The organism is Rhizobium sp. LC145, from assembly GCF_001005825.1.
In the GTDB taxonomy this organism is placed as follows: domain Bacteria; phylum Pseudomonadota; class Alphaproteobacteria; order Rhizobiales; family Rhizobiaceae; genus Neorhizobium.
This window is the reverse complement of the sequence record NZ_LBHV01000009.1, coordinates 18,316-37,801: the sequence shown is the minus strand read 5'-3', so window position 1 is coordinate 37,801 and position 19,486 is coordinate 18,316. Positions and strand designations below refer to the sequence as shown.

Below are 19,486 nucleotides of genomic sequence, written 5' to 3'. Positions count from 1 at the left end.
CCTGCTTTGAGACTGTAGCGGTGATAATAGCCAACGGCGCCTGTGCGAGGCACTTAATAACAATATCAGCCTTTTGGCCGTATTAACGGCACAGCGTAACCGTGGCAAATTCCTTCGCCTTATGGTCTCAGGAGGTCACGGAATGAAAACTGGACGCGATGAGCAGTTGATGGGAGCGATCAATGCAGAAGCTGATCGTTTTTTACCGGACGGAGCCTGTGAGACGAACCTCGGTCAGATCGCTGCGCGCCTGCACGAGCGCTATCCTCATAGGACCGGACAAGAAATTGAAAGCCGGTTGCGACTGGTGATGTGGTCCCGTGGCCAATTCTCAGCAATCCGGCCAGACAGGCACGGACTCACTGCCGCCACCAAGGGATGAAGCGAAAGCGACCGAGGCGCGTGGTTCCTCCCGTATTGGGAGGGCAAAGCTGCCGGGCAGGCACTGACGGCTGCGACCGATAATTATGATATCAGCGGCCTGTAAAAGCCCAGCACCGCCGGCTATTGCTGGACTCGGCATATCATAGATGCCACTGTGCCGCTGCTAGGCAGTGATGGGAAGCACATGACAACTTTGTTCTGGGACCGGCCTGTTCGGGTTGGGGAAATCATGATCATGGGACCGCTCAACGCCTACGATTTTATGACATCGAGCTGGCCACTTCTGAAAGATTCACATTTCATGGCAGCCTCAGAAGCAATCCTTGCCGCACTCGATGGACGTGGCAGCCCTGATCTCGCCCGCGAGCGTTTCGAGATGGCATTGGCATCGGCGGAATTGGCGGTAGACGGTTAACCGAGGAACAAACCCTTCTGCACCGAGGTTTGTTGGCCATCTGTAACCGGAGGCCATCCCATGAAATTTCCGCTCATTGCGACAACCGTCGCCCTAGCTGTATCCAGCGGTGCGTCTTTAGCCCAAACTCCCAACACCCCGCCGAGCCCTCCGCCACAGACAGAGGACGACCGCTCCCCGCCAGCTCCATCACCAGCGGGTGCTCCCGAGATGAATGGGAGCGATTGGCGAATGCATCCATCACCACGAGAACGAGGCGCGCGTTTTCGGATCGAGACCGGCCGAACCTCGATCGATCTGCGTTGTGCGGAGGGCGAGACGACGAAAGAATGCGCAGACTCGCTTCTGCAAGTGCTTGACAGGCTGCAAGGCTCCCCATCGGACGATCGGAGCCGGCGAGATGACGTCAGAGAGCGTCCACGTGATTGGTGAGCGGGCCCAATAGCTCCCATCGAAATCTTTCGCAAAGCTGAACGAGGACTTCAGCCATCATTCAGCGACACGGGCGCTAAATGTCTTCGTTAGAGGAGGCATTGACATGCGAAAGATCATCATTGCTGCCACCCTGCTGATCGGCTCACTGCTAGGTACCGGCGTGAATGCCATGCCGCTCGGCGGGATAAACGTTCCATCGGCGTCTCCTATCGTGAACGTCGATTGGGCATGCGGTCGAGGATGGCACCTGAACCGGTGGGGCGAGTGCCGGCCGAACCGTTGGCGGCCGCCGCCGCGACGTCATTATGGATGGGACCGCCCACGCGGATGGCATTACGACCGCCCTCACCGCCACCATCGGCACGAGCATGGCTGGCGAGAACGCCGGTGGCGAGATTGGTGATTGGCAACCTTGCCGTTCTTGCTCTTCTCAAGGGGATGGGTTCCGAGACCCATCCCTTCATTAGAACGGCAATGCATTTCCGTCCTGGACGAGTGTCAGACGGATGAGCGAGCTGATGAGGTAACCGATTGAGCCCGCGGCTGGCTAGGAATTATTCCTCGCGGAATGCGCGTCTGATCTGATCTGAAAGCGGCTTTGCCAGATAGGAGAGAGCCGTGCGCTCGCCGGTTTGAATGAAGGCCTCTGCCGGCATTCCGGGAACCAGTACCAGGCCATCCAGCCGCAGCAGTTCATCAGCAGGAAGCAAGAGCCGCACAAGATAATAGGAAAAGCCGGTGCGGGGGTCTTCCGTCAGGTCGGCTGCAACACGCGTCACCGTGCCGTTCAGCTCTGGTGTCGTACGCTGATTGAAGGCAGACATCCTGACGACCGCCTTTTGACCGACCGTGATCTGATCAATATCCTGGGGAAGGATGCGGACCTCGAGCGCCAGCTTGTCGCTCTCGGGAACAATGGACATGATCACATCTGCCGGCGAAATCACGCCGCCGATGGTGTGGACCGTCAGCTCATGCACCGTCCCCTCCTGCGGTGCCGGGATATCGATGCGCCTCAATTGATCTTCAGCAGCTATCTTTCGCTCGACGAACTCGCCAATCTGTCCCTGCACTTCCCGTAGCTCCCGGCCGACTTCCGTCTTCAGGTCCTGATCGATCTGGGCGATCTGGAGTTTCGTTTCCGAGATGCGGCCGGCGGCCTGTGCCTGAAATGCGATCTTTTCGCCCCGCTCGCCGCCGAATGTTGCCGCCTGTGTTTCCAACCCGTTCAGACGCTGAACCGAGACGATGCCTTTTTCATGAAGCGCGCGAAGCGAGGCGATCTCCGCCTCAAGTACCTTGAGCCCGCGGTCATAGGCAAGCTCCTGCGCCTTGAGACCTGCAATTTCGTGCTCGAACTGCGTGATCCGTTCGAGCAGTTGCGACTTGTTTCCTTCCCTGGACTTCCTGCGGAACTCGAACAGACGCTCCTCGCTTTGCAGGACCAGGTCGACATCGCTGTTACCTCGACGTTGCAGAAGCGAAGCCGGAAAGCTGATTGTCGCAAGATCATCCCGTTCGGCCTCCAGCCGGGCAAGCCGGGCATTGAGTTCATCCAGACGCTTGGTCACGATGGCGAGATTGGCTCGCGTCTGGGTGGCATCGAGGCGCATCAGAACCTCTCCGGCAGCGACGCGTTGCCCCTCGCGAACGAGAATTTCTCCGACGACCCCACCTGTCGGATGCTGTATTCGCTTGACGTAGGAGTCGACCACGAAATGGCCCGAAGCCATGACGGCCCCCGCGAGATGGGTTGTCGAAGCCCAGGCGCCTGCGCCGAAGATCAAGGCAATCCCGACCACAAGTCCCGCGAAAAGGTGTTGGTGGATCGATCGTGAGACGGGGTCCGCTTTACTGTTCAACATCGCTGCCATCCTTGCTCGCCGCCGATGTGATCTCCGACGACGCTGCCACTACCCGAAAGGGCGTGATCGTGCGGCCGCTCGCCTGAAAGGGGTGGCTCTCCCCGGCACCCCCTACACCGCGCGAGCGCGCTTTCAAAACGCGGGAAAGAACCTCATCCTTGGGGCCAAACGCCGCCATTCGCCCATTGTCGATCATCAGCACGAGATCGACCGAACCCAGGGCACTTGGGCGATGGGCCACGACGACTGCGATCCCGTTGCGCGCCCGAATCGCCGCAATGGCTTTCACGACCGCAGCTTCTCCTTCGGCATCGAGATTCGCATTCGGCTCATCCAGGACAACGAGAAAGGGATTGCCATAAAGGGCCCGAGCCAGGCCGATGCGCTGTCGCTGCCCGGCGGAAAGCATCGACCCCGCTTCGCCGATTTCCGTTTCATAACCCTTTTCGAAACGCAGGATCAATTCGTGGGCTTCCGCTGCCCTCGCGGCTTCCACGATGGCTTGCGGATCGGCGTCTTGATCAAAGCGTGAGATGTTCTCACCGATGGTTCCCTCGAACAGCTCCACCCCTTGCGGAAGATATCCGATATGCTTTCCAAGAGCGTCACGGTCCCATTGGTCGAGGCTTGCCCCATCGAGCCGCACTTTTCCGCCAACGGGTGACCAGGCGCCCACGATCACCCGGCTGAGCGTCGACTTGCCGGAACCGCTTGGTCCGATGACGCCGACCGCGCTACCTGCCCACAAGGAAAAGCTCACCCCCGCGATAGTCGGTATCTTCGCCGAACCGGGCGGAACGATCGTCAGGTTTTCGACCGTCAGACTTTCAGTCGGGGCGGGAAGCGCCATGACCGCAGGCGTTTCCGGCATCATCGAAAGCAGGCCGCTCAACCGGTCCCAGCTCTGACGTGCCATGAGGAACGGCTTCCAGCTCCCGATCGCCAGATCCACGGGCGCCAGCGCACGGCCCATCATGATCGAACTGGCAATCATGACGCCTGCCGTCACCTGCTGCTCGACGACGAGCCATGCCCCCACACCGAGGATGGCGGATTGAAGGATGAGGCGAAGCGAGCGGGAAACCGCTCCAAACTGACCCGCCACATCGCCCGCCCTTCGGTTGGAGGCGAGATATGCCGCATTCACCTGCCGCCACCGCATCGAAAGGCGCTCCTGAAGGCCAAGCGCGCGGACGACTTCCGCGTTTCGGCGACCCGCCTCCATGGCGGCACTCCTCACCATCCCATGCCTTGTTGCCTCGCGGATCGGGGTCCGGGAAAGAAAATCGGTCAAGGCTGTCATCGTAATCAGCGCAATGGCACCAACCGAGGCCGTCACGCCGATCCAGAAATGGAACGCAAAGCAGATGGCGAGATAAAACGGCATCCAGGGAAGATCGAAGAAAGCCGCAGGTCCCTGCCCGGAAAGGAAGCCTCGCACATTATCGAGATCCCGCAGGGGCTGAAGCCCGTCGCCGGGCATTTTCGTCTCAAGGGGCAGGCGGAGCACTGCCTCGTGGATGCGGCCCGAAAGCTGGTGATCGAAGCTCTCCCCGATCCTCAGCAGGATGCGTGAACGAATGATGTCGAGGCCCGCCTGCACGAGGTAAAGAATAAGAGCCAAGACAGCCAGGCCGATAAGGGTAGGAATGCTCCGGCTCGCGAGCACGCGGTCATAGACCTGCAGCATGAACAAGGGCGAGGTCAGCGCCAGCAGGTTTACAACGCCGCTGATCAACGCTACGCCCGTGATCGCCGCTCTGGCCGTCGGGACGACCGCCGCAGCCCTAAGCTGCGGCGACGCCTTCTTTGGTGTGGTGACCAAGAATTTCGTTCCCTTAGAAGACGAAATTGCCGGAGGTCAGAGCGGACCTGTTCACGCCTTCAAGCGTGATCGTTCCAAGCCCTCCAAAATCGATGACGGTATTGGCGCCAACCTGCGAAGATGCCGCAAGGACTTCCGCATAAGTGTCGAAAGCCGTGCTGGCGAGGCCGGAAAGGTCGATGAAATCGCCATTGGCGCCGGCAACGAAGCCGGAAACGCTGTCATTGCCGATCGATGATGCAAGCGAGCCGGCAATATCCCGATCGAAGACGAAGGTATCCCTTCCGGCGCCGCCATTGAGATCATCGTTTCCGTCGAAGCTGTAGAGGCGGTCGGCCAGGGCCGTTCCGTTCTGAACCGTGCCGACTTGACCGAAATAGTCGTAGAGGCCCGGCTGCGCGTTGCCACTCGGCGCCGTGACGCCGGTGAAGCTACCGCCATGCGAGAGCGAATAGATCGCACCGTTGAGCGCTGCGTTCGGGGCATCGCCGATCTGGACGGTGAGGCCGGCGGTCGCAAGGCTGAAGCCCGAAGCGGTCGAGCCGTTGAGATCCGTGCCGAACTGCAGGTTGTTCACCGTGCCGGTAAAACCGCCCGGAGGTACATAGGCGAAGTTGCCGTTCATGATGACGCCGCTGTTGGTCGTGCCGGCTACATTTCCGGCTGCCCACTGCGTTGCAGCCGCGAAGCTCGGGCTGAATTCACCATTGCCGTTGTAACCGAAGTTAGCTGTCCAATTAGTGAAATAGCCAACCAGATCACGATTGGCCACAGTGAGATTGATAGTCGCAACCATGTTCATCTCCTTAGTTTTCTGGATTGCCCGCCAACTTGGCGAACCTGGGTTTCACGGCGGCTCCGCCGCGAATGTCTCGTTTGCACCGCGTCAGAAGTTCATTTTCAGCGATGCAGTGAAGGTTCGGCCCGCCGCAGGGTAGGATTGGATGCCGAGCGAGGGAACGTATCGCTCGTCCGTCAGGTTGGAGACACCGAACCGCAGCTTGGCTTGCGGGGTTACATCGAAGGACCCATAGAGGTCGTAGGTCGTGTAGGCCGCATTGGTGTAGCCACTGAGCTGGCCGAACCCGGTCTCCGTTTCACTCACGTGATTGACGCGCGCGCCAAGCACGAGCCGCTCATCGAACAGGCGTATGCCGGCATCGAGGGTGAACTTTTCGCGGGGTGGCAGGTAGAGAACGGTGGGACGCGGCGTATTGCCGAATCCCGCGTCGGGTCCGTCGATCGTATAGGTGTCGGCCCAATCCGTATCGACGTTCGTGTAAGAGCCGCCGAAATAGACATAGCCAAGATCGTAGCTGGCCTCAATCTCGAGGCCACTCATCTTCGTCGTGCCGTCGAGATTGACGCTGCTCGTATAATATCGCCCGGCCGGCTCGAAATACCGGTAACCCATCGAGATGTAGTCCTCGATATTCCTGCGGAAATAGACGGCTTTCATCCGGAAGGCATCGTCCGCTGTGAAAACGGCATCCTGCGAGATATTGACGCCCAGCTCCCAGGTTTCGCCCTTTTCCGGCTTCAGGTCCGGATTGGGTGTGTTCTCGAACGGCAGCCCCGGATGCCCACCCGAGATGAGCGCTTCAAAAACCGCGGGCGGGCGATAGCTGCGCGAATAGCTGACGAACGGTTGCAACCATTCGAAGGGTTTAACCGCGATCGTGGCGGAAGGCAGCCATGCGCCCCCCGACTTGTCGACCTCGACCGGAAAAGCGTCATACACGGTCTCAAAGCCATCAGAGGGAGAGTCCCACTCTTCACAAGCCGGCGTTGCGAATTCCCATCCGGGACCGGGATTGGGAACGGCACCATCCAGCAAGGTCGAACCATCCGGGCTCACCCAAAGCCCGTTCGGATCGGGCGTACCGTCTGAATCGATATCCTGCCATCGCACGCAATTGCGGGGTGTTACGACGGTTCTTTGATTGTGGACAACCGTTGAACCCCGCAAGCGATAATAATCATAGCGCAAGCCGCCCGTCAGGGTCAGCCAGTCCTCGTGCTGCAAGGTGGCGCTGGTGAAGCCGCTGGCCATCAGGCGTTTGCCCGGCGGGTTGGCGCCGCGCAGGCCCCACGCACCGTCATATCCGATATCGGCTGCCGGGATCGTCAGGCTCCTGGTATTGCCGTTGTCCTGGTATCCCTCGACGCCGTAGTGAAGCGCCAGATCGCCGAAAGGCAAGGTGAGGCGGCTGGTGTTCTCAAGGCTGCCACCGAAGCTTTCCATTCCGTAGGAGTAATCGTCCGTGGTACCGGTGCCGTAATCCCGTTTCTCGTCGTTCACCGTGTCGTTGTACCAGAGCCGCAGTCTGGCATTGACCAACTCCGACTCAGGATCGTAGTCCCAAGTCGCCGTGAACGTATCGTTGAAATAGTCCTGTTCGTTGGTTCGCAGTCCCCCGACTATGCCACCATAGCCGCCGGTGGCTCCCGTAGCCTTGTAATGCATCCAGGACCCCTGAAAGGTCAGGTCGTCGGTGATCTCCCATTCGGCCTTGAGAAGCGTGTTGAGTATCTCGCGGCGCGAAAAGAGCACATCGTCATCGACCACCGTCAGGCCCGGCAGCAGTGACGCGATTTCGCCATGGCTACCGATCTTGTAGTCGCCGATGTTGCGGATAGCGACGCCACCGAGCAGCGAGAACGTGTCCGACAGGCGCACCGCACCGATGGCCGAACCAACGAAATTGTATGCGTTGGTGCCGGTGCCCGCCTCGATCTCCGCGCCAATGTCCTTGCCAGATTCCAGGATATCGTCCACGCCGACCGATCGGAAATCGACGAGACCTCCGAGCGAACCCGCCCCGCCGACGCCCCTGACCGCGCCCTTTTCCACTTCGATGGAGCGAATGAAGGCAGTGTCGACAAACGTCTGCTGATATCCGCCATGGCCGGATCGCTGGAAATTCTGCCTGGCGCCATCGATGCTGGTCGTGATCCGGCTCATGTCCTGAAGACCGCGTATGTTGACAGCGATACCCGGTTTTTGTCCTTCCGCACGATTGGTGATAACGCCGGCAACATTATCGAGTGCGTCGGAGGCGCTGCGCGTCGCGGGATTGTTCTCGATTGCCTCTCTGGAGACGACACTGACGCTTCGGGGTTCTCCGTAAACCCAATCCGGCGTGCCTTGATAGCCCGGACCTCCATTGGCATTGCGACCGGTTTTGCCCCTGACGACGATCGTGGGCAGTGTGGTTGCCGCATCATCCGAGCCCGTCACGGACGAGCTTAGAATCGCCTGATCGACGTCGCCGATCTGGTAGGAAACGCCCGTTCCCACGAACATTCGCTCCAAGGCGATTTCCGGACGATAACTGCCCTTGACGGGGTTGGTTCTGATATTAGAGCCGACGCCGGCCGGCAGGGTTATCTGAAGACCGGACTGCCGATTGAAGGCGCTGATGGCGCTCAATATCGGCAGCGAAGGAATATCGAAACGCCGCGCGCCTTGATCTGTCTGTGCCTGGGATGACCCGGCGTCACCCTGTTGCGCATAGCCGATCCCTGCACCCAGCAGTATCGCCAGCGCGGTCGTACCCCATAAAAACGCTCCGGTGCGAACCCCTCGCACCAAACCCAATGCCCCACCAGTCATTTCGTCCTGCAATCTCCAAAGGCGCCCCCAATCAGGCGCTTCCAGAAACTAGACAAACTGGCGAAGGATTTTTTCCGATGTTTTTCTCCGAAATTCGAAAAAGCTGATTCCGATCATGTTGAAGTTGATCATAGCCGCGTGATCATCCGGATCGCGGAAGAAATATCCCGGACCTTTCCTCCATGCGCGCTGACCAGCGCCCGCAGTGCCTTGTCGGGCTCCGACAGGTCGTAAACACCGGTGACGCGTGAAGCCGCCAGCCCTCTGTCGGGCATAAGGATCCATGCCGGGTGATAACGCTGAATCTCGGCCACGACTTCACCGATAGTGGAATTTGCCACCAACAGCCGTCCCGCGCGCCAGACCCCGATGTCATCCGCGGAGACCTGATCGACCGACATTTTCCCCGTTTGCCTGTCGACGATCAGCAGATTGCCCGCAGACAGTGTCTGCGTCGCCGTGGTCTTTCCGGAATGGACGGAAGCGCGAATTGAACCCCGTGCAAGACCGATATCGGTTTGCCCTTCTCCCAGCCGAACATCGAACGCGGTGCCCAGCACCTCTATCTTCACCTCGGAAGCATCGACAATGAATGGACGTGCCTCATCGTGGGCCACATCGAAAAAGGCTTCCCCCTCGAGCAGGGTAACCTTCCGGTATCCTCCAGAAAAATCCGTCCGGATTGCCGAAGAGGCCCCCAGTTGAACCGTGCTGCCGTCTTCGAGAGCGATCGAGCGGGTTTCGGCCGTCGTCGTCAGATAATCGGCCTGCCATTCGATCGCCAAGCGAGGAACCACCAGGAACGCCGCAAAACAGAGAAGGGCCGACGTTATCCCTCCAACGAGCATCCTCCGGGTAAAGCCCTTGATCGCCTTCTTCCTTGCATGCGGCGATGACGGACTGGCCTTGTCGGCAGTGGGGGAACGAGGCGCGCTGATCCGTTTATAGTGCAACGGCGCCGCGCCGAGGGCTTGCCACATGAGGCGGGTTTCTTCCCACACCCGCCGGTGCTCGGGCGAGCGGTCCAGCCAGGCATTCAGGCCATCGAAGTCACGACAGTCCGGTGACTGGAGGTCGATCAGCCACCTTGCCGCTTCTTCTCTGATGGCATCGATGTCATTTTCATGCGGGACAGTCGGCTTCATGCACTCTTTGCCTCGGCGAACAGATTTTGTTTGTAACCAATTAGACAAATAGCTCGGGCGTTTTTTCCACCTGTCCGGTCATGTAAGGTGCCTGGTCAACCGTTTGGTCAACTGGCTCATCGCGGATGTCAGGGTTCTATGCACCGTCGTTACCGACAGGTCGAGACGATCGGCAATCTCCTGGAGCGTGTATCCATCGAACCGGTGCATTTCGACAATGACACGCGTCTGGTGAGGGAATTCGCTTAGCGCCTGCGCGATGATCCTCACCTGATCGTTGAAAACAGCTTCCTGCTCCGGCGTGGGAACTTTGAGAGGCTGAATCCACTCAGGCGCATGTTCGGTGGCCTGTGCCAGCTCGTATCTTTGCCGTCGGCGCCTGTTGAGTGCGAGATTTCTGACGACCCGCCGAAGATATGCGCTCGGGGTCTCCACGCAATCGAGGTTTTCCGCGGAAAGCTTCGAAAACGCCTCCTGGACGATTTCTTCCGCTTCATCTCTCGAACCGACGAAGGATGCGGCATAGGAAATCAAAGAGGCGCGATGCGTGGCGTAGAGGCCGTTACGTCTGTCGTCCCTTTCCATGCCCATGAAATCAGATCGCCGTGTATTGCAACGAGTCAGCTCTATACGCTTCAGGTTGCGAATAGCACAGAAAAATATGAGTTACACAATCATGTTTTGCATGCCCGATTTTCGATGGACTGCGGCGACATCGCTTCCTTGGGCAGCAATAGCTTCAAGCCGCCGTCAGCAGTGCCAGCAGCGATCGCCAGTTCCGAATGACTTGCGAACGCCACGCGGCCGAATCCTGGCGAGGTTCAAACAGCTCCTGCCGCATATTGGATAAAGACGAAGGCTCTCCCAAACCGGTCAACACCATTGCTGCGGCACCGAGAGCCCCCACCTCGGCCGCGCCGCTGCGCGTGACGGAGCGATCAAGAACATCTGCCTGCAATTGCATGAGAAAGTCGTTTGCGGATGCACCGCCATCGGCCAGCAGGCCATGCAGTTGCGCGCCTATGTCTTTCTCCATTGCCAGGAACACATCGCTCACCTGCAGCGCTATGGCATCGAAGGTTGCACGAGCGATGTGAGCCCGGGTCGTGGCCAGCGTCATGCCGGAGATTGTACCCGATACCCTGTCATTCCAATGGGGAGCACCGAGCCCCGCAAGGGCCGGTACGAAGACGACCCCAGCCGAATCCGCTACCGTCTGCGCGAGGTCGGAAAGAGCGCCGGCATCGGCAAGCCCGAGCACATCGGCGGCGAAGGCGGCCGCCTGAGCGGATACGGTGATATTGCCTTCCAGCGCATAGGCTACTCCGTTCTTGTCGCTCCAGGCGATCGTGCTGGAGAGCCCGCTATGCGACAGCACGCGGCTTGATGTGAGGGTCATCAGCGAGGAGCCGGTGCCATAGGTGGCCTTGACCAGGCCCGGCGCGCGGACGCCATGGCCATAAAGGGCGGCATGGCTATCGCCCATCATGGCGAGAATTGGGACCCCGCCCTTGAGCGCCGTTGTCCCTTCCGCCACCTCACCGAAGCGGCTGTCGGATGGTCTTACCTCCGGCAATACCGATAACGGCACCTCGAATAGGTCGCAAAGGCTCTCATCCCATTGAAGGTTGCCCGTGTGGAAAAGCTGCGTACGCGAGGCGTTTGAATGGTCCGTGGAAAATATCGCTCCGCCGGTCAGCTTGTACAGGAGCCAGCTGTCGACCGTACCGGCACGGAGCCGACCTTGCGCGGCGAGCGGCGCAGCCTCGGACACGTTTTGCAGGATCCAAGCCAGCTTGGAGGCCGGAAACAGGGCATTGATGGAAAGGCCAGTCGCTTCCACTACGCGCGTGTTCGCGCCATTGGCGATCAGTGCTTCGCATGCCGGAGTGGTGCGCCGGCACTGCCAGAGAATTGCCGGCGCGATTGGGTTGCCTGTTTTTGCGTCCCAGACGACGAGCGTCTCGCGCTGGTTGGCGATTGCAAGTCCTTCGATCTCGAAGGTACCGCACCGGACGAGATCGGCAATCGCGGTCTGAACACTGGTCCAGATATCTTCGGCGGACTGCTCAGCCCATCCCGGGCGAGGATAATGAGACCTCAAAGGCGCCGAAGCCTTGGCAACCAAGCCGCCGGCGGCATCGACCAGAATGGCTTTCGTGTTGGTCGTGCCCTGGTCGATGGCGATGACATACCCGCCACTCATCCGCGTTTGCGCCCGATCGCCTTCCGGGCCGTTCTGGCGATGCCGGCGGCCGTTAGGCCGAAATGCTCGAACAGCCATTCCACCGACCCGGTCGGAACGAAGCCCGGAAACCCCATCCGCTCGACCGGAACCGGCAGATTGCCCGCCGTATGTTCGGCAACGGCACCGCCGAGGCCTCCATGGATGCTGGCCTCCTCGACCGTGACGATTGCCCCCGTTTCGCGCGCTGCGGCCAAGACGGCCGATTCGTCGAGAGGGGAGATAGTGGCCATGTTCAAGACACGTGCCGAGATGTCTCCTGCCTCCAGTTCGGCCGCCGCCGCGACCGCCAGGTGAACCATGGTGCCGCAGGCTATGATGGTCACATCACTGCCCTCGCGAACGAGTTCAGCTTTGCCAGGCCGGAATACACGGTCTGGAACGGCAATATCCGGCACCGGCATGCGGCTCAACCGGATATAGACAGGACCGTCGTGGACGGCGGCCCATTTGACAGCCTCGACCGTTTCCCAAGAATCTGCGGGAACGACAACGGTGATGCTGCCCAGTGGTCGAAGCCAAGCGAAGTCCTCGATAGAGTGATGGGTCGGCCCCAGTTCGCCATATGCGACGCCGGATGATTGGCCGATGAGCTTGACGTTGAATTTGGCATAGGCGATGTCCGCCTTCAGCTGTTCGAGCGCACGGCCCGTCAGGAAGCAGGAAGCGGCGGAGACGAAGGGGATCCGACCGCCATTGGCAAGACCTGCCCCGACACCGACCATGTTCTGCTCGGCAATGCCGACATTGACCAGGCGGTCCGGATACTTCTTCTGAAAGCCCCCAAGCTTCGACGAGCCGACGGAATCGTTGACGACGGCGACAATGCGTGGATCTTGCGCCGCAAGCTCTTCGAGCGTGCGCGCCCAGGCGTCACGACAATCGTGGGTGCCTTCGTGTTTTACAGCGGGCGCGGCCATCACACCAGTTCCTTCATTGCCGTTTCAAATTGGTCCGCATTCGGCACCCCATGATGCCACGAAGCCTTGTTTTCCATGAACGACACGCCCTTGCCCTTGACGGTATTGGCAATCACGCAGAGCGGCTTCGACCGTCCGCTGGGCGGCGTCGATAGCACGTCCAGCAACGCTTGCACGTCATGGCCATCGACGGTTTTCACATCCCATCCGAAAGCGCGGAACTTGTCGTCCAGAGGATCGAGACCATTTGTCTCCTCCGTCCCCATCCCCTGTTGCAGCCGATTGCGATCGACGATCAGCGTGAAATTACAGAGCTTGCGGTGGCCGGCAGTCATTGCCGCTTCCCAGTTCGAGCCTTCCTGCAACTCACCATCACCGGTCAGGACAAAGGTGCGATAATCGCTGTTGGTCAACTGTCCGGCAATCGCTATGCCGACACCGACGGGCATGCCGTGACCAAGCGGGCCGGTATTGGTTTCCACGCCCGGGAGATAGTTGCGGTTCGGATGGCCGTTCAGCTTCGAGTTCGGCTGCATATAGGTGGCCAGCCAGTCTTCCGGATAATAACCGGCGGCGCAAAGGGCGGTATAGAGCGCACCGGTTGCGTGTCCCTTCGACATGATGAAGCGGTCCCGCTCCGGCATATCCGGCTTCCTCGGGTCATAGTGCATGACGCCGAAATAGAGTGTTGCGATGATGTCGATCGCCGAGAAATCCCCACCCGGATGCCCGAGCTGTGCATCGAACACCATGGTGAAGGCGCGGCGGCGCATCCACAAGGCTTTCTGCCTGATCGTGTCGACGATATCGTTCTTCAACATGGTAATAGGCCTTTCAATGCCGATCTGGCTCCTGCCGTTTCCCGCGCCTACATCGCCCCGAACAGGGCTTTCTGAGCGATCTTCAGCGCGCCAATCGCGTCATGGCGGCTTTGCGCCTCCTTGAGCGCATCCACGTCCAATGCATCGAGACCTTTCGCTGCAGCCTTGAGAAAGTCGATGGCGTGATTGGCGGTGGCGACGCTGTCCTCGCGGAAGGGGAACTGATCAAGTTGCCACACGCCCTCCCACTTGTTCTTCCGAAGCACGTGGAAAAACTCGAAGATCTCGATCGGGTGCAGGCTGCCGGCAACCAGGTCGTCGTCCCAGGAGCGATAGTTGTCGTTGACATCCATGCCGAACAGCCGCCCATAGTCGATCGCGAGCTGAGCGCTGTCGGCAGCCGATTCACCGCCCATGATGGCGTGGCCGAAGTCGAGCAGGATGCCGACATTGGGCAACCCAATCTTCTCGATGCCAAGAAGCGTGCGAGCGACAGAACCGAAACTCATTCGCACCCGCGGCTCGCGCGGCTTGTACTCGATGACAAATTTAAGATCCGGGTTCTCACTGGCGAGCTGGCCAACTCCATCCAGCGAATGCTTCCAAAGTGTGCCGTAGTCGACCTGGAAGGGATAATCCCAGCCGTCCTGCCCCGGCCACAGCTTCACGTAGTCGGCGCCGAAATAGCGAACCTGATCGCAGGCTTCGGTCACCAGCTCATGGGTGCGACGGCGGACGCCCGCATCGGGATTCGTGAAGGAGCCCTTGACGAATTCACGCGTGTAGATTTCCGGCGTGATGCCGATGACACCGAGCTTGTTGCGATCCAGCGCCTCCTTGATCTGGGCATTGGAGAAGTCGCCGCCGAAAAAAGGATAATTGATGTCGACCACCGAAAGGTCCCGGACCTGACCGGCAAGGTCTATGGCCTCGATGACGCTCCGCGGGATGCCATAACCGTCAGTGGCGTAGCGGTCGAGGTAGGTGGCAAAGTGCCAGATTCCGGCGCCGAAACGTGGGGTGGTCATAAGGTTCCTCCATTTGACTCAGTTATTGGAAAGGACAAGGCACCGACGGCAGGAGCGGAGAACTGCAGTGGCGCGATTGAGCTCGGCCCAAGCTTCCTCCAGTGCACTGCCGCGGCAAGCTCAGGCAGTTGCTACGAGCCGGCACATCTCCTCCTAAGGCCGCGTTCTCAAAAAAAGCCGCCTTTTGAATACTTTTGATCTCTTTCGTTTGTTGCGTTTCATCGCATGTATCATGACTGGGTTCAAGAAGTTTTTCCCCTCGCGGCCAATTCCACGCACTCTAGCCTCGTGTATGCGCCGCCGCACGCCAATTTTCCACCTTCTATGCGGCGCATAAATCGACCTAGATTAAAAGAATATTGACAGGAAACGAAAGCAATCGATAGAATATGAAAACCACTGGAGGGTGGGTTCGTTAAAGGGAGGTCCACATGCTTATTACCAAACGTCTACTTATGTCCGCAGTAGCTCTCGGCATGCTCGGACTTGCGTCCGGCACCGCGCTTGCCGCCGACACCATCGCCATCATCACGCCCAGCCACGACAATCCGTTCTTCAAAGCCGAGGCTGATGGCGCCGCAGCAAGGGCGAAGGAACTTGGCTACGAGACGATGGTCATGGTCCACGATGACGATGCCAACAAACAGAACGAGCTGTTCGATTCGGCGATCGCCGCGGGCGTCAAGGCCATTATCCTGGACAATGCCGGCGCAGACGCGTCCGTCGCAGCGGTCCAGAAGGCAAAGGACAAGGGCATTCCCTCGTTTCTGATCGACCGCGAAATCACCGCGACCGGCGTCGCTGTCTCGCAGATCGTCTCCAACAATTATCAAGGAGCGCAGCTCGGTGCGGAAGAATTCGTCAAGCTGATGGGCGAAAGCGGAAATTACGTGGAGCTGGTGGGCAAGGAGTCCGACACCAATGCGGGTATCCGCTCGCAGGGCTATCATGACGTGATCGACCAGTATTCCGACATGAAGATGGTTGCGCAGCAGACGGCAAACTGGTCGCAGACGGAAGCCTATTCGGTGATGGAATCGATGCTGCAGGCACATCCGGACATCAAGGGCGTTATCTCGGGTAACGACACGATGGCGATGGGCGCCTACGCGGCACTCGAGGCGGCCGGACGAAAAGACGTGATCGTGGTGGGTTTCGACGGTTCCAACGATGTTCGCGACTCCATCAAGAATGGAGGCATAAAGGCGACCGTGCTTCAGCCGGCCTTCCAGCAAGCCCAGCTTGCGGTGGAACAGGCCGACAAGTTCATCAAGACCGGATCAACGGGCCTCGAGGAGAAGCAACTGATGGACTGCATTCTCATCAATAGCGAGAATGCGTCGAAGCTCGAGACGTTCGCACTGGCTGAGTAAGCAGCGAAAGCGCCACCCGGACCACCAACGGTCCGGGTGGGTTTCTAACCAGATAAAGTCGACACGTCATGAAGATGAGAACTCTGCTCGCTGCAAGCGTGCTCGCCTGCATATCGCTTGCCAGCTGCAAGCTGGTGAAGACCAACCAAGGCGAAGGAGGTGCGCCCGTCGACCCGATTGCCGAGCTCGTGGAGACGACATTCGAGGCAAAGCTCGTCCCCGCGCTCAAGGAGAAGGCCGTCGAGCTCACAGCTTTGCAAGAGGCGATTGCACGTGGCCTCGATGAAGCAGGCGGACAATACGGTATGCGTGTCGGTGGCGCAGGCGGCGGCTGGAACTTTCCCGTCAAGGGTACGGCCACCGTGGTGGATGAAAATCGCGCTTCCAAGGCCGCGGTAGCGGCTATCGACCTCGATGGTGACGGGCAGGCGGATGCGACGCTCCAGCTCGGGCCGGTGGTCAAGGGAACCGCGCTGCGCGATACGACCAATCTCTACGATTTTTCAACCTTCCGGGATCAGATCGAGTACGCGAAGCTCGGCCGCGCCTTGAACGACAAGGCGGTTTCCAAGCTTTTCGGACCCGATATCGCCCTGAAAGGCAAACGCCTGAACTTCCTCGGCGCCGCCGTGATACGCTCCGCCAGCGAGAAGCCGACCATTATGCCGGTATCCATCGAGGTTGCGCCATGAACGAGGCCCACCCGGTCGGTCTGTCAATCCGCAACGGCTCAAAAATCTATCCTGGCACGCAGGCGCTCAAGAGCGTCGATTTCGATCTGCGCATGGGCGCTGTGAACGTCCTGGTTGGCGAGAACGGCGCGGGCAAGTCGACGCTTATGAAGGTGATCGCCGGTGTCGAGCAGCTCAATGGCGGCACGATTCTCCTCGATGGTGAACCAGTGGTTTTCGCCGACAAGAACGACGCTGCCCGGCATGGCGTGGGCATCGTCTTTCAGGAGCTTAACCTCTTTCCCAACATGACTGTGGCCGAGAATATCTTCGTTGGCCATGAGAAGACGTTCGCAGGGGTGCACATCAACAAGAGCGCTCAAACCGCAGCCGCCCGTGCGCTAATGAAGCGCCTCGAGCAGGATATCGATCCGGATACGCCGCTTGGAAATCTGCGAATAGGGCAGCAGCAGATCGTCGAAATCGCCAAGGCTCTGGCGGAAAATGCGCGCATTCTTATTCTTGATGAACCGACCTCCGCGCTGTCGGCAGCCGAGGTTGAGGTTCTGTTCCGGGTGATTGAGGACCTGAAGCGGCAGGGCGTCGGCATCGTCTATATCTCGCACCGCCTGGAGGAGTTGATCCGCATCGGTGACTACATCACGGTGCTGCGTGACGGAGTAGTTACAGGTTCGCGGTCGATGGAGGGTGTCGACATCCCCTGGATCGTCACCAACATGATCGGCAGCGCCTCCAAGGACTTCCCAAAAACGGTACAACACGAGCTGGGCGACGAGGTTTTCCGGGTCGAGGAAATCTGCCTGCCCCGTGCCGCCGGCGGTTACGCGGTCGATCATGTCTCGCTCTCCGTCCGCAATGGGGAGATCGTCGGGCTCTATGGATTGATGGGCGCAGGCCGTTCGGAACTCCTTGAATGCGTCATGGCCCAGCATCCCAATTCCTCCGGGCGCATCTTCATTGGAGGCCAAGTGGTCCGCGAGAAAAGCGTGTCCGGCCGCATTCGCAAAGGTCTCGCCCTCATTCCCGAAGACCGCAAGCGTGACGGCCTGGTTCAGATCATGACGATCCGGGAGAACCTGACGCTTTCGTCGCTGCGCGACTTCACGCGCATCCTGCACCTCAGTCTGCGGGCAGAGGCTCTCAAGGCCGCCGAATCCGTAAAACAGATGGCGATTAAGGTCGCCAGCCTTGAACATCCTGTCTCCAGTCTTTCGGGAGGCAATCAACAGAAGGTCGTGATCGGGAAGGCGCTGATGACGAAACCACGCATCCTCCTGATGGACGAGCCCTCGCGTGGCATCGATATCGGAGCGAAGGCCGAGATCTTTCGCGCCATGCGCCGTCTGGCAGCCAGCGGTCTTGGCATCCTCTTCGTGACCTCGGATCTGGACGAGGTTCTCGCCTTGTCTGACCGTATTTTGGTGATGGCCAATGGCAGACTGACCGGAGAGTTTCCGGCCGGCGCCAATGCGTCCGACGTAGTGTCCGCGGCAACGCCCAATTTCAACAGGGTTGCAATTCAATGAGCAGCATCAACACGGTGAGCAGCGAGAAAACGGTACCCGGTGGATCGAAGACGTCCGGACTTCTGCTGCTTTTGCACATGCGTACATTCGTTGCCTTGATCCTGGTTTTCGGGTTCTTCGCCATTTACGCGCCCAACTTCCTGACGGGCGCCAACATGCTGATCATCTCGAAGCATGTCGCGCTGAATGCCCTGCTCGCGATTGGAATGACCTTCGTCATCATCGCCGGCGGCATCGATCTTTCGGTTGGTTCCATCGTCGGCCTTTGCGCCATGGTGGCCGGCTATCTCGTGCTATACGGCATCGACCTTGGCTTCATCGGTATTGGATACAGTATCCAGTTCAACACGATCGAGATATGTTTTCTCGTCCTGCTGGTCGGCGTCTTTATCGGGCTGATCAACGGCCTGTTGATCACGAAGCTCAACGTTGCGCCCTTCATCGCAACGCTCGGTACGCTCTATGTTGCGCGCGGCGCAGCACTTCTCTTTTCGGAGGGTCGTACCTTTCCGAACCTGGCCGGCAATCCGGAATATGGTTCCGATACCTTTCGGCTCATCGGCTCCGGCAGTTTCCTCGGCTTTCCCCTATCCGTCTGGATCATGGCGATCGTGGCTCTTCTTGCGGCCTATCTCGCAACGCGCACGCCGCTGGGGCGTCATATCTATGCCGTCGGGGGTAATGAACGGGGTGCCGCCCTCTCCGGCGTCAACGTCGATCGGACAAAGCTGTTCGTGTACATGTTCTCGGGGATTTGTGCGGCGCTGGTCGGATTGATCATCTCTTCTCAGTTGCAGGCAAGCCATCCGGCATCCGGCGAAACCTTCGAGCTGAACGCGATCGCCGCGGCCGTTCTCGGCGGCACGTCCATGTCGGGTGGCCGCGGACGCATCGCAGGGACGATCGTCGGCGCCTTCGTGATCGGTATTCTCGCCGACGGCCTCATCATGATGGGCGTCTCTTCATTCTGGCAGACGGTGATCAAGGGCGTCGTCATTATCGCCGCCGTCGTCGTCGACCAAATTCAGCAGAAGCTTCAGGCACGTGTTGTCCTGCAACAGCAGGTCAATTGAGCATTTGAAGCTTCACAGGGTTGCTGTAAGGATATTATGGAAAGGGAACCGAAGATTTTCGAGTAATTGCGATTCTTTCAGTTCAGGCAGGTCCCTATGGAAGCGAAATACGAGCAGGCTACC

The 19,486-nt window shown here is 59.3% G+C and carries 17 protein-coding genes; 7 read left to right on the top strand and 10 right to left on the bottom strand.

Annotation, left to right across the window (positions count from 1 at the left end):
- The first annotated feature begins 142 nt into the window (after positions 1 to 142).
- The 3 genes from YH62_RS22150 to YH62_RS30825 all read left to right on the top strand — a co-directional run bounded on the left by YH62_RS22150 (position 143) and on the right by YH62_RS30825 (position 1,637).
- On the top strand, positions 143 to 382 hold the full coding sequence (locus tag YH62_RS22150) for a hypothetical protein (protein ID WP_046796469.1): 240 nt from the start codon (positions 143 to 145) through the stop codon (positions 380 to 382).
- A 237-nt stretch (positions 383 to 619) separates the two neighbouring features.
- Entirely contained in the window at positions 620 to 799 is a 180-nt protein-coding gene (locus tag YH62_RS22145; RefSeq protein ID WP_197082544.1) for a DUF982 domain-containing protein, read from the top strand.
- A gap of 538 nt (positions 800 to 1,337) precedes the next feature.
- Positions 1,338 to 1,637 carry a hypothetical protein gene (locus tag YH62_RS30825; RefSeq protein ID WP_082118457.1) on the top strand — a complete coding sequence of 100 codons (300 nt, stop codon included), beginning with the start codon at positions 1,338 to 1,340 and terminating at the stop codon, positions 1,635 to 1,637.
- Between the two features lie 151 nt (positions 1,638 to 1,788).
- Here the strand turns inward: YH62_RS30825 and YH62_RS22140 are convergent, their stop codons facing one another.
- The 10 genes from YH62_RS22140 to YH62_RS22095 form a co-directional block, all read right to left on the bottom strand.
- Positions 1,789 to 3,099, bottom strand: coding sequence for an HlyD family type I secretion periplasmic adaptor subunit (locus YH62_RS22140; RefSeq protein WP_046796629.1), 1,311 nt, complete (start codon positions 3,097 to 3,099; stop codon positions 1,789 to 1,791).
- Positions 3,086 to 4,924: a type I secretion system permease/ATPase gene (locus YH62_RS22135; protein WP_046796467.1), complete on the bottom strand. Its 1,839-nt coding sequence runs from the start codon at positions 4,922 to 4,924 to the stop codon at positions 3,086 to 3,088. The genes YH62_RS22140 and YH62_RS22135 overlap by 14 nt, the downstream gene beginning before the upstream one ends.
- Before the next feature lie 13 nt (positions 4,925 to 4,937).
- On the bottom strand, positions 4,938 to 5,720 hold the full coding sequence (locus YH62_RS22130) for a hemolysin (protein ID WP_046796466.1): 783 nt from the start codon (positions 5,718 to 5,720) through the stop codon (positions 4,938 to 4,940).
- A 90-nt stretch (positions 5,721 to 5,810) separates the two neighbouring features.
- Positions 5,811 to 8,540: a TonB-dependent hemoglobin/transferrin/lactoferrin family receptor gene (locus YH62_RS22125; RefSeq protein WP_046796465.1), complete on the bottom strand. Its 2,730-nt coding sequence runs from the start codon at positions 8,538 to 8,540 to the stop codon at positions 5,811 to 5,813.
- A 128-nt stretch (positions 8,541 to 8,668) separates the two neighbouring features.
- Positions 8,669 to 9,685 (bottom strand): FecR family protein, encoded by a 1,017-nt coding sequence (locus YH62_RS22120; protein ID WP_046796464.1) that lies wholly within the window; start codon positions 9,683 to 9,685, stop codon positions 8,669 to 8,671.
- A gap of 78 nt (positions 9,686 to 9,763) precedes the next feature.
- Entirely contained in the window at positions 9,764 to 10,276 is a 513-nt protein-coding gene (locus tag YH62_RS22115) for a sigma-70 family RNA polymerase sigma factor (protein ID WP_046796463.1), read from the bottom strand.
- 148 nt (positions 10,277 to 10,424) lie between these two features.
- On the bottom strand, positions 10,425 to 11,891 hold the full coding sequence (locus tag YH62_RS22110; protein WP_046796462.1) for an FGGY family carbohydrate kinase: 1,467 nt from the start codon (positions 11,889 to 11,891) through the stop codon (positions 10,425 to 10,427).
- Positions 11,888 to 12,850 (bottom strand): transketolase C-terminal domain-containing protein, encoded by a 963-nt coding sequence (locus YH62_RS22105; protein ID WP_046796461.1) that lies wholly within the window; start codon positions 12,848 to 12,850, stop codon positions 11,888 to 11,890. The genes YH62_RS22110 and YH62_RS22105 overlap by 4 nt, the downstream gene beginning before the upstream one ends.
- Positions 12,850 to 13,671, bottom strand: a complete 822-nt coding sequence (locus tag YH62_RS22100) for a transketolase (protein ID WP_046796460.1) — start codon at positions 13,669 to 13,671, stop codon at positions 12,850 to 12,852. Before YH62_RS22100 ends, YH62_RS22105 begins: the two co-directional genes overlap by 1 nt.
- 47 nt (positions 13,672 to 13,718) lie before the next feature.
- Positions 13,719 to 14,699, bottom strand: coding sequence for a TIM barrel protein (locus YH62_RS22095; protein WP_046796459.1), 981 nt, complete (start codon positions 14,697 to 14,699; stop codon positions 13,719 to 13,721).
- A gap of 431 nt (positions 14,700 to 15,130) precedes the next feature.
- Here YH62_RS22095 and YH62_RS22090 point away from each other — a divergent pair, with 431 nt between their 5' ends.
- The 4 genes from YH62_RS22090 to YH62_RS22075 all read left to right on the top strand — a co-directional run bounded on the left by YH62_RS22090 (position 15,131) and on the right by YH62_RS22075 (position 19,363).
- Entirely contained in the window at positions 15,131 to 16,072 is a 942-nt protein-coding gene (locus YH62_RS22090; protein ID WP_046796458.1) for a D-ribose ABC transporter substrate-binding protein, read from the top strand.
- 68 nt (positions 16,073 to 16,140) lie between these two features.
- A complete protein-coding gene (locus YH62_RS22085; protein WP_052760478.1) occupies positions 16,141 to 16,764 on the top strand; it encodes a DUF2291 domain-containing protein in 624 nt (207 codons plus the stop codon).
- A complete protein-coding gene (locus YH62_RS22080) occupies positions 16,761 to 18,290 on the top strand; it encodes a sugar ABC transporter ATP-binding protein (RefSeq protein WP_046796457.1) in 1,530 nt (509 codons plus the stop codon). The genes YH62_RS22085 and YH62_RS22080 overlap by 4 nt, the downstream gene beginning before the upstream one ends.
- Positions 18,287 to 19,363, top strand: a complete 1,077-nt coding sequence (locus YH62_RS22075; RefSeq protein ID WP_046796456.1) for an ABC transporter permease — start codon at positions 18,287 to 18,289, stop codon at positions 19,361 to 19,363. The genes YH62_RS22080 and YH62_RS22075 overlap by 4 nt, the downstream gene beginning before the upstream one ends.
- Positions 19,364 to 19,486 lie beyond the last annotated feature (123 nt).

Bases quoted from the DNA above. Each gene is read 5' to 3' on its own strand.
- YH62_RS22105 (WP_046796461.1), bottom strand. From the start codon at position 12,850: ATGGCCGCGCCCGCTGTAAAACACGAAGGCACCCACGATTGTCGTGAC.
- YH62_RS30825 (WP_082118457.1), top strand. From the start codon at position 1,338: ATGCGAAAGATCATCATTGCTGCCACCCTGCTGATCGGCTCACTGCTA.
- YH62_RS22085 (WP_052760478.1), top strand. From the start codon at position 16,141: ATGAAGATGAGAACTCTGCTCGCTGCAAGCGTGCTCGCCTGCATATCG.
- YH62_RS22150 (WP_046796469.1), top strand. From the start codon at position 143: ATGAAAACTGGACGCGATGAGCAGTTGATGGGAGCGATCAATGCAGAA.
- YH62_RS22110 (WP_046796462.1), bottom strand. From the start codon at position 11,891: ATGAGTGGCGGGTATGTCATCGCCATCGACCAGGGCACGACCAACACG.
- YH62_RS22115 (WP_046796463.1), bottom strand. From the start codon at position 10,276: ATGGGCATGGAAAGGGACGACAGACGTAACGGCCTCTACGCCACGCAT.
- YH62_RS22120 (WP_046796464.1), bottom strand. From the start codon at position 9,685: ATGAAGCCGACTGTCCCGCATGAAAATGACATCGATGCCATCAGAGAA.
- YH62_RS22125 (WP_046796465.1), bottom strand. From the start codon at position 8,540: ATGACTGGTGGGGCATTGGGTTTGGTGCGAGGGGTTCGCACCGGAGCG.
- YH62_RS22075 (WP_046796456.1), top strand. From the start codon at position 18,287: ATGAGCAGCATCAACACGGTGAGCAGCGAGAAAACGGTACCCGGTGGA.
- YH62_RS22130 (WP_046796466.1), bottom strand. From the start codon at position 5,720: ATGGTTGCGACTATCAATCTCACTGTGGCCAATCGTGATCTGGTTGGC.
- YH62_RS22140 (WP_046796629.1), bottom strand. From the start codon at position 3,099: ATGTTGAACAGTAAAGCGGACCCCGTCTCACGATCGATCCACCAACAC.
- YH62_RS22145 (WP_197082544.1), top strand. From the start codon at position 620: ATGGGACCGCTCAACGCCTACGATTTTATGACATCGAGCTGGCCACTT.
- YH62_RS22100 (WP_046796460.1), bottom strand. From the start codon at position 13,671: ATGTTGAAGAACGATATCGTCGACACGATCAGGCAGAAAGCCTTGTGG.
- YH62_RS22090 (WP_046796458.1), top strand. From the start codon at position 15,131: ATGCTTATTACCAAACGTCTACTTATGTCCGCAGTAGCTCTCGGCATG.
- YH62_RS22080 (WP_046796457.1), top strand. From the start codon at position 16,761: ATGAACGAGGCCCACCCGGTCGGTCTGTCAATCCGCAACGGCTCAAAA.
- YH62_RS22095 (WP_046796459.1), bottom strand. From the start codon at position 14,699: ATGACCACCCCACGTTTCGGCGCCGGAATCTGGCACTTTGCCACCTAC.